The 15819-nt window shown below is 48.1% G+C and carries 13 protein-coding genes; 3 read left to right on the plus strand and 10 right to left on the minus strand.

Annotated features, from left to right (window positions below; genetic code table 11):
• Positions 1 to 170: 170 nt before the first annotated feature.
• On the minus strand, positions 171 to 1784 hold the full coding sequence (locus tag BUQ98_RS06680) for a BCCT family transporter (protein ID WP_217693641.1): 1614 nt from the start codon (positions 1782 to 1784) through the stop codon (positions 171 to 173).
• Between the two features lie 627 nt (positions 1785 to 2411).
• On the opposite strand from BUQ98_RS06680, the gene BUQ98_RS06685 reads away from it, so the two are divergent.
• Positions 2412 to 3638, plus strand: a complete 1227-nt coding sequence (locus BUQ98_RS06685; RefSeq protein ID WP_074213064.1) for a NupC/NupG family nucleoside CNT transporter — start codon at positions 2412 to 2414, stop codon at positions 3636 to 3638.
• A gap of 142 nt (positions 3639 to 3780) precedes the next feature.
• Positions 3781 to 4464: a pyrimidine 5'-nucleotidase gene (yjjG, locus tag BUQ98_RS06690; RefSeq protein WP_074213065.1), complete on the plus strand. Its 684-nt coding sequence runs from the start codon at positions 3781 to 3783 to the stop codon at positions 4462 to 4464.
• A gap of 65 nt (positions 4465 to 4529) precedes the next feature.
• Here the strand turns inward: yjjG and BUQ98_RS06695 are convergent, their stop codons facing one another.
• Entirely contained in the window at positions 4530 to 4835 is a 306-nt protein-coding gene (locus BUQ98_RS06695; protein ID WP_074213066.1) for a hypothetical protein, read from the minus strand.
• A gap of 473 nt (positions 4836 to 5308) precedes the next feature.
• Between BUQ98_RS06695 and BUQ98_RS06700 the strand changes: the two genes are divergently transcribed.
• Positions 5309 to 5749, plus strand: a complete 441-nt coding sequence (locus tag BUQ98_RS06700; protein WP_254813913.1) for a fasciclin domain-containing protein — start codon at positions 5309 to 5311, stop codon at positions 5747 to 5749.
• A 100-nt stretch (positions 5750 to 5849) separates the two neighbouring features.
• Here BUQ98_RS06700 and choV read toward each other — a convergent pair whose 3' ends face one another.
• The 8 genes from choV to BUQ98_RS06740 all read right to left on the minus strand — a co-directional run bounded on the left by choV (position 5850) and on the right by BUQ98_RS06740 (position 15809).
• Positions 5850 to 7052 carry a choline ABC transporter ATP-binding protein gene (choV, locus tag BUQ98_RS06705; RefSeq protein ID WP_074213067.1) on the minus strand — a complete coding sequence of 401 codons (1203 nt, stop codon included), beginning with the start codon at positions 7050 to 7052 and terminating at the stop codon, positions 5850 to 5852.
• A gap of 10 nt (positions 7053 to 7062) precedes the next feature.
• Positions 7063 to 7905 carry a choline ABC transporter permease subunit gene (choW, locus tag BUQ98_RS06710; RefSeq protein WP_074213068.1) on the minus strand — a complete coding sequence of 281 codons (843 nt, stop codon included), beginning with the start codon at positions 7903 to 7905 and terminating at the stop codon, positions 7063 to 7065.
• Positions 7906 to 7958: 53 nt separating this feature from the next.
• Positions 7959 to 8912 (minus strand): choline ABC transporter substrate-binding protein, encoded by a 954-nt coding sequence (locus tag BUQ98_RS06715; RefSeq protein WP_254813914.1) that lies wholly within the window; start codon positions 8910 to 8912, stop codon positions 7959 to 7961.
• Positions 8913 to 8962: 50 nt separating this feature from the next.
• Positions 8963 to 10663: a choline dehydrogenase gene (betA, locus tag BUQ98_RS06720; RefSeq protein ID WP_074213070.1), complete on the minus strand. Its 1701-nt coding sequence runs from the start codon at positions 10661 to 10663 to the stop codon at positions 8963 to 8965.
• Positions 10664 to 10683: 20 nt separating this feature from the next.
• Positions 10684 to 12144 carry a betaine-aldehyde dehydrogenase gene (gene betB / locus BUQ98_RS06725; protein ID WP_074213071.1) on the minus strand — a complete coding sequence of 487 codons (1461 nt, stop codon included), beginning with the start codon at positions 12142 to 12144 and terminating at the stop codon, positions 10684 to 10686.
• Positions 12145 to 12198: 54 nt separating this feature from the next.
• Positions 12199 to 12801 carry a transcriptional regulator BetI gene (gene betI / locus BUQ98_RS06730; RefSeq protein WP_074213072.1) on the minus strand — a complete coding sequence of 201 codons (603 nt, stop codon included), beginning with the start codon at positions 12799 to 12801 and terminating at the stop codon, positions 12199 to 12201.
• Positions 12802 to 13464: 663 nt separating this feature from the next.
• Positions 13465 to 14463 (minus strand): cytochrome d ubiquinol oxidase subunit II, encoded by a 999-nt coding sequence (cydB, locus tag BUQ98_RS06735; RefSeq protein ID WP_074213073.1) that lies wholly within the window; start codon positions 14461 to 14463, stop codon positions 13465 to 13467.
• On the minus strand, positions 14460 to 15809 hold the full coding sequence (locus BUQ98_RS06740; RefSeq protein ID WP_074213074.1) for a cytochrome ubiquinol oxidase subunit I: 1350 nt from the start codon (positions 15807 to 15809) through the stop codon (positions 14460 to 14462). The genes cydB and BUQ98_RS06740 overlap by 4 nt, the downstream gene beginning before the upstream one ends.
• Between the last annotated feature and the right edge of the window lie 10 nt (positions 15810 to 15819).

The following is a 15819-nucleotide window of genomic DNA, read 5'->3' on the forward strand; positions in this document are numbered from 1 at the left end:
TGCGCTAACCACACATTTATTCGTAGTATTGGTGGGCAATACACACCGCGAATAAAGAAGAGATAAAAAAAGGAAGGGAATACTTAAAGTTGGGGATAAAAAAAGGCAGCTACAAAAGCTGCCTTTTTGGATTAACGAACAGTTAATACGTTCGTATCATCTTATCTCAATTAACCACGAGGTTCTGACGCGAGGCCTTTAAACAAGGATACGGTCGCAACCAATAGTACTATCGTGAACGGGAAGCCTGTTGAGACTGCCATCGCTTGCAGTGCTACCAAGCCACCACCAAGGATCAGTGCAACGGCAACCAAGCCCTCAAACGAAGCCCAGAACACACGCTGTGGTACAGGCACATTCACTTTACCGCCTGCAGAAATGGTATCGATAACCAGTGACCCTGAGTCAGAAGAGGTCACGAAGAAAACGATAACAAGCATGATGCCAATGAATGACGTAATTTCAGCTAATGGCAAATCATCGAGCATCGCAAACAGTTTCAGCGAGAGCTCTGCATCTACGACCGATGTGTAACCTTCGTTAACAAACTGGCCAATGGCGGTACCACCGAATGCTGTCATCCACAACACACAAGCAGCTGAAGGAATGATCAAGACACAGGTGATAAACTCACGCACGGTACGTCCGCGTGAAACACGCGCAATAAACATACCAACAAATGGGGACCAAGAAATCCACCACGCCCAATAGAACGATGTCCAGCCCTGGGTAAAGTTCGCATCTTCACGGCCAAATGGCATCGATAGTGCTGGTAGGTTTTGTAGATATGCCCCTAGGTTACCAAAGAAGCCCGTAAGAATCGCAATCGTCGGGCCTACTGCAATCACGAAAATGAGCAGTAATAGTGCGAGGAACATGTTGATTTCGGATAGGCGCTTAACCCCTTTATCCACACCAGCAACGACTGACAGGATCGCCATACCGGTAATCCCCATGACCAGAAGTACTTCGGTGGTATCGCCTAACGGCGTATCAAACAGATAGTGAAGACCTGCTGATGCCTGTGATGCACCTAGCCCCAGAGAGGTAGCGAGACCGAACAAGGTGGCAATGATTGCGAGAATATCAATCACGTGACCCGTCCAACCCCAAACGCGCTCACCAAATAGTGGGTAAAACACCGAACGCATAGTGAGTGGTAAGCCTTTATTATACGCAAATAAGGCTAAGCCCAACGCCAATACCGCATAAATTGCCCAAGGATGTAAACCCCAATGGAAAATAGTGGCTGACATACCCAAACGACGTGCGGCTTCAGCGTCACCTACTGCAGCACCCAGAGGCGCCCAGTCTGTACGAAGGCCATCGGGACCTGTTGCTGTCCCTCCTAATGCGGTTTGAAAATGCGTCAGTGGTTCTGACACACCGTAGAACATCAAACCAATACCCATACCGGCAGCAAACAGCATCGCAAACCACGCGCCATAGCTATAATCCGGTTTTGCCTCAGTACCACCGAGTCGTACTTTACCAAGTGGGGACACAATCAAAACAAGACAGGCAACGACAAAAATATTACCCGCAGAAAGGAAGAACCAGTCTAGGTTTGAAGTGAGCCATCCACGTAGGTCACCAAAAACAGGGCCAATCTGGTTTTGAAACGCCAGGGTGACAAAAATGAAGGCCATAATGGCCAGCCCTGAAATCATAAATACTCGGTTGTGAATATCAAAACCAAACGGGCCGAGTTTTAGCGCTACGTTATCCTGACCGACCTGGTAATCAGTATCGATCGGGTTAACCTTCCCATCTGGTGTCATCATATCTTCATGGCTTTTATCGCTCACGAGTTAACTCCTTAGTCCGTTTATTCGGAAGCCTGTGAGTGTTGGTGGTGGACTCATTATTTATTGATATTCAAGCCATCTTTAACATCAATAAAAGACCAGCGCTCACCACACAATCGATAATATTAACACATCTCTAAAAAAATTTAATTAGGCCCCTAACCAAATGTTTATTTTGTGACCAGCAACTAAGAAAAAACATCCCTCATTGCCCCGTCCCTACTGGCTTAACAAGTCATTTGAACTCTTTATTTCAGAACAATAAACAATCGTGTCATTAAGGAAATTGACACAACAATGAGATCTTAGAAATCATAGCTGTATTTCCTGATGTTGTGCATAAAAAATAGCCTCTTTTCGACAGAGACTTTTGATGTATGTCTCAACGCACCCATTGTTAAGTTAAATAGACAGGCAATTATCCTTCCACCTAAACCGTCACGCAATATTCAAACGCCACCACAAACGACGTAGCAATACCGACACAAATGCAACAAAATGAAAACATAAAACAAAAAAGTGACTCTTGTCACAATTAAAAAACTGCGTACAATACCTCCGCAATCGTTTTCCACCTCAAGTTTAACGTTTGCGGAGCTTACCATGCAGTTAGGCATTGGCCTTTTGGGGATCACTGTCCTCTTCCTTGTCGCGGTCGCGTTTTCTGAAAACCGCCGAGCGATCAACTGGCGAACCGTTGGAGGCGCTTTTCTCATCCAAGTCGCTTTTGCAGGCTTTATTATTTCAGTGCCTGTTGGTCAAAAACTTCTCGCCTCCGCGTCGCGCGTCGTCTCTTCCATTATTAGCTACGGTGACATTGGTGCCGCGTTTTTATTTGGCGATCTCGCTAAGTTCAAGCTGGGTTTTATCTTCGCATTCAACGTCCTACCAACTATTGTCTTTTTTTCAGCCCTGATAGCGGTGCTTTATCATCTCGGGATTATGACGTGGGTCATCCGATCAATCGGTGGTGCTCTTCGTTATGTTCTAGGTACATCACGTACGGAATCAATGTCTGCCACCGCCAATATCTTTGTCGGATCTGTCGAAGCACCGCTGGTTGTTAGGCCTTTTTTAGCCACCATGACGCGGTCTGAACTTTTTGCGGTCATGGTGGGCGGTTTAGCATCAGTTGCAGGCGGAACCATGGTCGGTTACGCCGGTCTAGGTGTAGAAATGAAGTACCTGATTGCCGCTGCTTTCATGTCAGCACCAGCAGGACTGATGATGGCGAAAATCATGGTCCCACAAACTGAGGAACCGATGAGCCAAGCACAGCATCAATCTGTTGAGGACGCACAAGATAAGCCTGTCAACCTAATTGATGCTGGCACACAAGGTGCTTTGAGTGGCTTACAAATCGCGATGGCCGTAGGTGCCAGTTTATTGGCCGTGATCAGCATGATTGCACTCATTAATGGTGGCTTGGGCAAGCTTGGCCCTATTATAAATCTGCCTCAGCTAAGCCTCGAGTGGCTATTTGGTTATCTCTTCGCGCCTGTAGCTTGGTTGATTGGCATACCTTGGCAAGAAGCCATGGCCGCAGGCACCTTAATCGGTAAAAAAATTGCCGTTAATGAGTTTGTCGCTTTTGCCGATTTTATGAACTTAAAAGACCAGTTATCCGCCCATAGCCAAGCCATTGTGACATTTGCACTCTGTGGGTTTGCTAACCTTACCTCGATTGCGATGCTGATGGGAGGTCTAGGCGGCATCGTTCCAGAGCGCCGTGGTGATATTGCCAAACTCGGCATGCGTGCCATTCTTGCCGCGACACTGGCTAACCTAATGAGCGCAACCCTCGCGGGATTATATCTATCACTTTGCTGACTCACATACGCCCTTTCATCAACCGCAAACCACTCAGCCATAAACGGACTCTCACCATGGACGGTGAGCCCTTTCTTCTACTCGAAGGATCCCCCAAAAGTCTGTTACACTCTTTTTACTTCATATAAAGAGAGTTAGACCAATGCGATATCCTTGGGTGCTTTTTGATGCCGACGAAACCCTCTTCCACTTTGATGCTTTCGCAGGCCTCCAGCGACTGTTCTCGCACTATGATGTCGACTTTGATCGCCAAGCTTTCGCTGAATATTCAGACTATAACCAACCTTTATGGGTGCAATACCAAAATGGTGAAATCGACGCCAAGACTCTACAAACCGAGCGTTTCACCCTGTGGGGACACCGTCTTAACGTGGCACCTACCACGTTAAATCAAGGCTTTTTAGAAGCCATGGCCGATATTTGTGAGCCGCTTCCAGGAGCACATGCGCTCATCAATGCGATTAAGCCTCATGCACATATTGGTATCATTACTAACGGATTTACCGCTCTCCAGGATATCCGCTTAGAGAAAACAGGGTTAAAGTCTGCCATTTCGACACTGGTCATTTCGGAACAAGTAGGGATTGCGAAACCGGATCCTCGGATCTTTGAACACGCCTTTGAAAAAATGGGTCACCCGCCAAAAGAAAAAATATTAATGGTTGGCGATAATCCCCACTCTGATGTGCTGGGAGGAATGCGTGCAGGGATTGATACCTGCTGGCTTAATATAGATAACACGCCGGCGCCAACGGAGATCACCCCGACTAGACAGGTTGAGTCACTGTATGAACTAAAAGCGTGGTTAATGTCGCCCACGACATAAATCGTCACATAAAAAAAGAGAGCGATTATGCTCTCTTTTTATCATCAATCGCTCATCGTTGAGACTTAGCTGTGATCGCCACGGACAAAGGCCGCTTTTTCAGCGCGCTCGCCTTGGTCAGTGTTCGCAATATAGTTTACTGTACGGCTGTTCTGGTTTTGGGCGTGAATGAATACGCGACCAGACTCGTCAGTCACTTTTGCATCAAGGCCTGATTCACTGGTGACTTTTGCCCCCTTAACGGCTTGGCCTTGTTCCGTGACCGTCACCCAAGCGCCCCCTTCAGCAGGGTTCACATCGAGGTTTAGACCACTAGCCATCACAGACGTTGAAGCTAATGTTAGGGCAAAGACTGCAGCAAGTTTTTTCATGGTTATTTCCTCTTTCGTAACGGGTTGAATGCTATTAAACGCGAACCGCGCCGGTGATTTGTCACCTCAATGTCTCTATTTCGAAAACATGTGTCTGGAAGCCAGAAGCGTTGCTTTCAGTGGGTCGACAAATGGTCTGCGCTGTCGCCTTAGGACAAGCACTAGACTACGCCCGAGAAAGTGTGCGGACAATCACAATTATACGAATGACTCGTTCGAAAAATTTCACATGAATATCAGTGAAATCAGGCGTAAAAAGGAAAACCCTACCCAACAATACCTCTCGCTAAGTGATCGGCTTCTCGTTTGCCTTCGTTTTGTTCAAAGCAGTACATCAATCAGTCCCAAGTAGTCATCCGCGGATTGCACAGTCGCAGTTTGGCGTGGTGGGGAGCTAAATAGCAAAAGGGAGAACAATGATGTTAAGACACGCAATGACCAAGTTCGCAGTGATAACGACATTCCTAGCTGGTATGGGAACAGCGGTTGCGGCTCACCACAAAGGTGAGCATGATATTGTTGATACCGCAATGAAGAACGACGATTTTTCAACACTTGTGGCTGCGGTCAAGGCCGCTGATCTCGTCGAGACCTTGAAAGGCGACGGACCATTTACTGTTTTTGCCCCCACCAATGCGGCCTTCGACAAGTTGCCAGAGGGGACAGTGGAAACCCTGCTCAAACCAGAAAATAAAGATAAATTGACCGAAATACTGACCTATCACGTCGTGCCAGGAAAAGTCACCGCCGAACAGGTGATGGGCATGTCATCCGCCACCACCGTACAGGGGAGTGATGTGATGATTAAAACATCTTATGGCAAGGTAAAAGTGGATAACGCAACGGTCATCAAACCCGATGTGATGACCTCTAACGGTATTATTCACGTCATTGACTCGGTGATAATGCCGTAAAATAGCGCACAGTGATTTATGGGTCGGTCGTGAGATTAAAAAGGCCTGCTAGAGAAGCAGGCCTTTTGTATGGTGAGACGAAGGGCTGACTCGTGGTGAGTTAGGCCGCTTTGTCTGTATCGTTTTTCTGAAACTTACCCAGTAAGGCATGATAAAAATCATGATCGGAAAGCGTACCGAGCAATTGGCCATTCTCGACCAATAACACTGGGGTATTGGTGTTGTAACGAATTTCAATCGCGTCACGCATCTCAATATCCGGTGACGCCACGACAATGGTGTTATCACTGATTTGTGACAAGTCCAAAATGTCTTTTTTCCACTCTGCCACACGTAACGCTTGATTATCCGCGGTCGCGGAGAAAGTACCATTATTCTCAGCCGTCACCCAGATTTCACGCTGATCACACACTTTCCAACGATTATCAGTATGCGTCAAGTTATCAACCGTTTTCATCATTGAGCGACCCTTTAGGACATTCAATGGGTTAGTATGGGCGACAAAGTCACGGACATAGTCAGTTTCTGGACGTAAAACGATGTCTTCCGGCTTACCGTGCTGGATCAATTGGCCGGATTCCATAATTGCAATGTTATTGCCAATCTTAAGCGCTTCATCCAGATCGTGGCTCACGAATAAAATGGTTTTATTCAGTTTTTTCTGGATTTCTAAAAGCTCGTCTTGTAACTGTGCTCGGATCAAAGGATCGAGTGCAGAGAAAGGTTCATCCATTAACAGTATATCGCTGTCCATGGCAAAGGCCCGAGCGAGACCTACACGTTGCTGCATACCACCAGAGAGTTCATGAGGATACTGATACGCCCACTCTCCCAAGCCAACCAGTTCTAGCTTCTCAAGCGCTTGCTTGCGGCGTTCTTTTTTCGTGATGCCTTTCATTTCCAGGCCAAACGCCACATTATCGACCACAGTCATCCATGGCATCAGCGCAAATTTCTGGAATACCATAGAAGCGCGATTGGTCCGTAAATGACGCAAGGTTTGCGAATCAACACTTGCCATATCCACCATTTGGTCACCATCACGAACTTCAAGGCTACCCCGGCTAATGGGATTCAAGCCGTTAACGGCGCGTAACAAGCTTGATTTTCCTGAGCCAGACAGGCCCATCAGTACACAAATTTCGCCTTCTTTCACATTTAAAGAGACGTTATCGACACCAACCACTTGGCCAGTTTTTTCGATAATTTCTGACCGAGTCAGGCCTTTATCAAGCAGATCTAGGGCTGGCTGTACATTATCGCCAAATACCACATCTAAATTTTTAATTGCGATTGCGTCCATGGTTTCCCCCTTATTCGTTGCCTTGGTTTGGTGCTTTACACAAGCGGTCAAGAATGATGGCTACCAATACAATCGCTAGACCTGCTTCAAAACCTTGAGAAATATTCACTGTGTTTAGTGCTCGTACAACCGGCTTACCCAGGCCATCTGCACCGACCAATGCCGCGATAACCACCATAGACAGTGACAACATAATGCACTGGGTGACACCCGTCATAATGCTTGGCAAGGCCGCTGGGAGTTCCACTTTAAATAACAGTTTCATGCGAGTGGCACCAAATGCACGCCCGGCTTCGACCAACTCTTCCGGTACACGTGTGATCCCGAGATACGTCAAACGGATCGGTGCCGCAATGGCGAAAATAATGGTCGAGATTAAACCAGGTACAATCCCCAAGCCAAACAACACCAAGGTTGGAATGAGGTATACAAACGGAGGCACAGTTTGCATCAAGTCAAGCATTGGCCGCATCAAGGTGTAAACCAAAGGCCGGTGTGCCGCCATTATCCCCATCGGTATGCCAATTAATACGGAAATCGTTGTCGCGGCAAAAACCAGAACAAAGGTTTCCAGCATCTCTTGCCAGTAGCCCAGGTTGAGGATCAACAAGAGCGCACTCACAACAAAAATCACGATGGAAATCCGACGTTGCAGGTACCAAGCAAGGGCTGCCGTCATAAGGATAGGCCCTGCCGCTGGCATCCATTTAAAGATGTCGACCAGTAACGTGATGCTGGTATCCAAGCCGATAGAGATCGCATCAAAAAAGCCGGCGGCATTCATGGTTAGCCAGTCAACACCATTTTCCATCCATTGACCGAGTGGGATCTTGTTATCTGTAATAATATTCACAATAAAACCTTAGGGGCGGCGTTCACACCGCCCTCTCCTCTACACTTTTTTATTTACGCTTCAGTCTTTTTTAGGTATTCAGTGACCGCTTCAACGGCGTCTTCACCGTCAACCGTGGTGACACCGTCTAGCCACTTGTTCAACACACTTGGGTTGTTACGTAACCATTCACGTGCAGCCATCTGTGGCTTCTCACCGTCGTTGAGAATTTTGCCCATCATTTCGTTTTCCATCTTGAGACTAAACTCAAGATTCTCGAGCATTTGGCCCACGTTCGCGCACTGCTCTACATAGCCATTACGCACGTTGGTATGCACCGTTGCGCCGCCGTAGTTAGGGCCGAAGTATTCGTCTGCGCCAGACAGGTACTTCATATCAAAATTGCTGTTCATTGGGTGTGGGGCCCAGCCTAGGAAGGCAACCCATTTATCACGACGTACCGCACGTGACACTTGTGACACCATGCCGGCTTCACTTGACTCGATCAGACGGAAATCACCCAGATCAAAATCATCGGTATCAATCATTTTTTGAATTTGACGATTGCCGTCGTTACCTGGCTCGATGCCATAAATGCGTGAGTCAAACTTATCAGCATATTCCGCGATATCTGCGACACTCGTAACACCCGCATCGTAAACATACTTAGGCACGGCTAGCGTATATTTTGCACCTGTCAGATTGGCGCGAATGCTGTCGATAGAGCCATCTTCAAGGTACTTTTTAATATCGCCTGTTTGTGTTGGCATCCAGTTACCGAGGAATACGTCGATGTCGCCCGATGCCAGTGATGAAAAAGTCACAGGCAGTGACAGTAAATCTGTCTCTGTGGTATAGCCCATGCCTTTCAGCACTTCAGTGGTGATAGCCGTCGTTGAGGTGACATCAGTCCAACCGATATCCGAGAAACGCACGGTTTCACACTGATTGGCTGCGGCGCCAAACGCCATCATTGAGCTTAAGCCAGCCACGGTCATCAGCGTTTTGGTGGTTTTACGTTTGTTCATTGACATCTTAATTTCCTTGTAATGCTTACTGATTAGTTTCTAGTGTGTGCTCACCCTTGGGTGGCATCGTCACTCTGCGCGTTTTGATTGCGTTGCTTGTTCTGCCACTCAGCCGCAATCCATACTGGCACCTGCTCAGCAGGTAAGAGTGGTTTTTCAAGGATCATGTCAGCGGCGCGCTCCGCTACCATGATAGTTGGGGCATTGAGGTTGCCGTTTGGAATCGTCGGGAAGACCGATGAATCCACCACTCGCAACCCTTGAATTCCACGTACACGGCATTGCTCATCAAGCACCGCCATGACGTCGTCTTCCGCACCCATTTTGCAGGTACACGATGGGTGATACGCGCTTTCCACGTTCTCTTTCACCCAGCGGTCAATCGCTTCATCAGACTGAACATCATTGCCCGGCTGAATCTCATCGCCGCGGAATGTATCCATCGCGTTTTGATCCATGATTTCACGGGTTAAACGAAGGGTGTCACGCCAATCTTGGCGATCTTGCTCGGTGGTAATGTAATTAAATAAGATTGATGGTTTATCATGCGGATCCGCTGATTTGATCCGAACATGACCGCGGCTCTCTGGCTTGTTAGGGCCGACATGCACCTGAAAACCATGGCCATCAAACGCGGCTTTGCCGTCATAACGCATTGCGGCAGGCAAGAAGTGATACTGCACGTTTGGCCACTTCAACCCTTCGCGAGAGCGAATAAAGGCGCAAGACTCAAAATGGTTGGTCGCGCCCAGACCTTTACGGGTCAGGATCCACTCAGTACCAATCATGCCTTTGCTGATAAGACCCAGTTTGCTGTTCAGCGTGATTGGTTGCTTACAGTGAAACTGGAAGTAAACCTCTAGGTGGTCTTGCAAGTTTTCACCTACGCCCGGCAGCTCGTGCTGAACATCAACCCCTGCGCTTTCAAGCACGTCACGCGCACCAATCCCGGATAGTTGCAGAAGCTGAGGAGAGCCCACTGAGCCGGCGCTGGAGATCACTTCTTTATCGGCCATTACATGCTCGATGTTGCCGCCTTTCTCAAATTCCACACCCACAGCACGCTTGCCTTCTAGCAAGATCCGGCGCGTCACCACCCCTTTTTTCAAAGTGAGGTTGCTACGCTTCAAGGCACGGCGCAGATAAGCGTTCGACGTAGAGGCACGCACGCCTTTATCGACGGTCATGTGCATGGGGCCAAAGCCTTCTTGCTGATAACCGTTGTAATCGTTGGTTTCGGGATAGCCTGCTTCGACACCCGCATCAATAAAGGCTTGATACAGCGGGTTGAGTTTCATGTCGTTACCGTTACATGTGCCCACAGGCCCCTGACCGCCACGATAGGTATCGGCACCGCCAGACCAGGTTTCTGCACGCTTGAAATACGGTAAACAACTTGCGTAATCCCAACCATTGGCACCGTGCTCAACCCATTCTTCATAGTCACAAGCGTGACCACGGACATACACCATGCCGTTAATCGATGAACTGCCTCCCAGCACCTTGCCACGTGGACAATGCAGTTGGCGCCCATCAAGGCCTGGCTCAGGCAAGGATTCAAACTGCCATGCATAGCGTTTGGTATTCATTGGAATCGACAAAGCCGTCGGCATCTGAATAAAGATGCTCTTATCAGTACCACCTGCTTCAAGCAGCAACACTTGATGTTGACCCGACTCGGTCAGCCGATCAGCCAATGCGCAGCCGGCCGAACCCGCGCCGACGATAATATAATCGTAGCGTTGTGACATATTGGTCGCTCCGTTAAAAATTAGGCGTAAGGACTGGCGAAGTCGCCAAGCTCAATGAATACACTCTTGGTTTGGGTATAGTGCGTGAGGGTTTCGACACCATTTTCACGACCAACGCCTGAGTGCTTGTAACCACCGACTGGCATCTCTGCGGGTGAATCACCCCAGGTGTTTACCCAGCAAATACCCGCTTCAAGCTGATGAATAACTCGGTGGGCACGTGATAGGTTCTGAGTAAAGATACCTGCCGCGAGGCCATAGTGCGTGTTGTTAGCGCGTGCTACCACTTCATCTTCGTCAGAGAAACGCAGTACCGACATCACAGGGCCAAAGATTTCTTCACGCACATGGGCCATGCTGTCGTCACAATCAGTGAAAATGGTGGGTGCCACAAAGTTACCTTTGTCTAAACCATTCTCAGTGACACGGTAACCACCAGCTAGCAAGGTCGCGCCGCTTTGTTTTGCGGTTTCAATCGCCGTCATCACTTTATGAAGATGCTCGGTTGAAATCAGTGCCCCCACTTGGGTATTCATATCGGTCGGGTCACCAATGACGAGCTTTTCAGTACGCGCTTTTAGCTGCTCAACAAAGGCATCGTAAATGCTGTCATGCACAAACACACGCGTGCCGTGCGTACAGACTTCGCCTTGGGTATAAAAGTTAGCAACCATGGCGGCGGACACTGCGTTATCAAGATCCGCATCATCAAACACGATACAAGGTGATTTTCCACCTAATTCCATCGTGACGGATTTCAGTGTTTTGGCCGCATCACCCATCACGGTTTTGCCTGTGCCGACTTCACCGGTAAACGATACTTTGGCGATCTCTGGATGCGCGGTCAGCATTTGCCCGACACGATAGTCACCCTGAACCACGTTAAATACACCAGCAGGCATACCTGCCTCAGCAAAGATCTCTGCCAGTTTCAGTGCGGTCAAGGGCGTTTCTTCTGATGGCTTAAAGACCATCGCATTACCCGCGGCCAATGCTGGTGCTGACTTCCACATCGCAATCTGAATAGGATAATTCCACGCACCAATACCGGCACAAACACCCAACGGCTCGCGTCGTGTATAGAAGAATTGGTTGTCTGATAACGGCTGTTGCTCACCCTGCATAGAAGGAACCAGGTTAGCAAAGTATTCAATAGCATCCGCACCGGTGACCACGTCAACCTCGACCGCTTCTTGCATCGGCTTACCGGTGTCTAGTACTTCAAGTTTCGCCAGTTCATCATTGCGCTCACGTAGCAGCGCAACCGCTTTCAGCAAAATACGGCTACGTTCCATGGCGGTCATACGCGACCACACGGCGAAGCCCTGCTTCGCGGCATCGACCGCAGCTTGTACATCGTCTGCCGAGGCCTGGCCAATTTGCGCCAACGTTTCACCCGTTGCCGGGTTGACTGTTGCAAACTGCTCGCCGCTCGTTGCGGTGGTTAGCTGGCCATTAATAAAAAGCGTTTTCGCATCCATGATTAATCCTGAATTCTTGTCTATTCGTATGTGCATGTAAGGCTATAAGCGGTCTTAGCGCTGAGGGCGACCATAAAAGGTCAGTTGCTTATCTAAATAATCATTGATGATGGTGCGTGCGTTATTGGCATCAATACCTTTAGGGTTCAATGCACCACGCAACCAAATACCATCAATCAATGCGGCAATTCCCTGAGCGACCATCGCAGCCTGCTCTTCTGGCAATAGTGCGCGAAGCTCTATTCGCAAATGAGACAGCAAGCGTTTTTCGTTCACACGTTGTAAACGATGTAACTCATTGTCATGCATGGCATAAGACCAAAACGCCAACCAGGTTTTAACCACATCAGACTTTGCCTGAAACCCTTCAAAGTTCGCGTTGATGATCGCGTTGATACGCACTTGGTGATGATGACGAGGGATCTCACGCAATGCACCGATCACTGTTGCTGACAGCTCGCGTAGAACCACACGCATCGTCTCTTCCAGTAAGCCATGCTTACCACCAAAATAGTGGTTAATAATGCCTGTTGATACGCCGGCTTCCTTACTAATCAAAGAAATACTTGCCGCATGTAGCCCCACCCGACCAATCACCGTCATCGTGGCTTTAACTAACTGCGGTTTTCGTACTTCCGGCATCCCTACCTTAGGCATTTTGTCTCCATTCATTTTTAATTGAACGATTAGTTAAAGATAATCTTACACGCTAATCATTAGATCTCAAATATTATTTTTAACCAATTTGCTACACCTAACCCCACCAAAAAACAGCTAGATAAAGACAAAACAATGATTTAGGTCAATTCTAGCCACACTGATTCCACGACTAATATTTTGTGTTGATAGCACTATTTATGACCAAGGCGACGAAAAAACACACAACCCTACTCCCTAAACCAGGGATTAATAAGAGCCATAAAGAAGATCATTTCGTTACTGACTGTATGTAAAGAAGACTGGATAACTTTGAAAAAGACGATTTAAGCGGCAAAAATGCGGAAATTAGCGACAAATGCCTACACAGTATAAGCATTAAAGCACACTTACTCCTATAGACATCAAATAACATCAAGAGAAAGGACTGACACCAATGGGCAAACAGACAAACAAATGAGGTGTAATAGTTAACACCCTAAACGTTTAGGGTGACAAGTTTTTTTATTGATAGGCTTGGCTGAAAGAGTCAATGTCAGGATAGAGAGGAGGTAACGTGATGTAATGCTTTGGTGACGTGACTCACCAGATAAGAAAAGGCATAAGAAAGCGCTCAGACGTTATAAAAAGTCTGAGCGCCTCGGTGGTTACATTAACGTGGTATTAATCGTAGTTAAGCTCAGTTGCTTTACCCGAGAACACTCGGTAGACAAACAAGGTATACAAAAAGATCATCGGCAAAACGAACATCGCGCCGTAACCGACAATCAGTAATGTCCCTGTTGCACTCGCCGCTTCTTGTGCCGTCATCACCCCTGGCACAATGTCAGGGAAGAAGCTATACGCCAACCCGAAAAAGCTTAACGCGAAGAGACAGATAGCGCCAATAAATGGGAATTGGTATCCCACGTCATTCTCAACCGGCACATGGCGTAAATAGCGATCGACCAACAACATGATCACTAAACATACCAACGGAACCGGTGCGAGTAGCAAAATCTCAGGAAAGCCAAACCAACGCTCAGCCACGGTATTGCTAACCAACGGGTTAACGATACTAATGGCTAACACACCCAGTGCCGCCAACCAGCCTCCGCGACGAGACCACTTAGCGGCGCGCTTTTGTAAGTCACCCTCGGTTTTCATCACCAACCAAGTCCCACCAATATAGATGTAGGCGGCGGTAACACAAAGACCACTTAGCAGCGCAAACAAGTACGCACCTGTGCTGTCATCAAACGCCAGTACATAGCGACCAATCATGTAGCCTTGCGTCATAGACGCGATAAAGGAACCGGCTTTAAAGCAGCGGTCCCAAAGGTCTTTGCGCTCCGGCTTCACTTTGGCTCGAAAATCAAACGACACGCCGCGCAAAATAAGACCCGCCAACATCACGGACGTGGGCAAATACAACTCGGTCAAAATCAGGCTATGTGCAGTCGGAAATGCAATCAACAATATCCCGACGGCCAGCACTAACCACGTTTCGTTGGCATCCCAAAAAGGCCCAATGGATGCAATCATCCGATCACGTTGCGCTTGGTTACAGCGGGGAAGCAACATACCAACCCCTAAATCGTACCCATCTAATACCGCATACATAAATACCGTAAACCCAAAGAGCAATAGATAGATCTCTGGTAAATGAGGAGTGATGGTCATACGTTCACCTCTTTGGTTGGCTGTGCATTGCTTGCGTCGTCGAATTGATACTCTGGCAAACGTTTTTTCGCCAAGAAGAAAAGGGTGCGAATGTACGCGATCATTAGCACCGCATAGAGCGTGAGATAGATAGTCAACGAAATCCCCACATTGGCACTGGAGACTGTCGTGACTGCATCAGCAGTTTTCAGCACGCCTTGCACTAGCCAAGGCTGACGGCCAATTTCCGTCACATACCAGCCAGAAAGCGTAGCGACCCAACCAGAGAAGGTCATTGCCACCAAACCTATTAGGTGCCATTGGGGCATCGGGTGGTTACGCCACACACGATAAGCCGTAAACCAGCTCACCAGCAGCATTAGTACACCCACACCCACCATGATCCGGAAACCAAAGAACAGTGGCTTTACCGGTGGATGATAATCAAAGCTTTCCAAGCCTTTAATTTCACCATCGAGTTTGTGGGTTAGAATCAAACTGGCCAGGTTCGGGATCCCGACTTCATAGTCGTTTGATCGCGTTTCTTCGTTAGGCACCGCGAACAATAGCAAAGGTGCCCCTTGTTCGGTCTCCCACACACCTTCCATCGCCGCAATTTTCTGTGGCTGGTGCTCCAGGGTGTTTAACCCGTGCATGTCCCCCACAAAAATTTGTAACGGGATTAAGATAGCCGCGGCCGTTATCCCGACTTTCAGTGGCTTATCCGCCACATTGGATGTCGGTGACTTCAGTTTTTGATACGCCGAGATCCCGGCAATCAAGAACGAGGCGGTGAGGCCAGACGCCAGCAGCATGTGGCTCAAACGGTATGGCATCGATGGATTAAAAATCACCTCAAACCAGCTGGTTGGGTGAACAACCCCTTCAATGATCTCAAAGCCAGTCGGTGTGTGCATCCAACTATTGAGGACTAAAATCCAGAATGCAGAAATGGTGGTCCCAATCGCCACCAACAACGTGGCCAATGTGTGCACCCAGTTTGGCACACGGTTTTTACCAAACAGCATGATACCGAGGAAAGTCGCCTCCATGAAAAAGGCGGTCATGACCTCGTAACCCAACAACGGCCCCGCGATATTACCCACTTTTTCCATAAAGCCAGGCCAATTGGTACCGAACTGGAAGCTCATGGTGATCCCAGAGACCACCCCCAGCGCAAACGTCAGTGCAAAAATTTTGACCCAGAAATAATACGTATCGAGCCAAATTTGTTCACCCGTACGGTTGTGTCTAAATTTAAAAAATACCAGCATCCAACCAAGTGCAATCGTGATGGTGGGAAACAGGATGTGGAAGCTGATATTGGCCGCAAACTGGATCCGCGACAACATGAATGTATCTAACATGACATTACCC

The sequence above is a fragment of the Salinivibrio sp. ES.052 genome (assembly GCF_900141775.1).
In the GTDB taxonomy this organism is placed as follows: domain Bacteria; phylum Pseudomonadota; class Gammaproteobacteria; order Enterobacterales; family Vibrionaceae; genus Salinivibrio.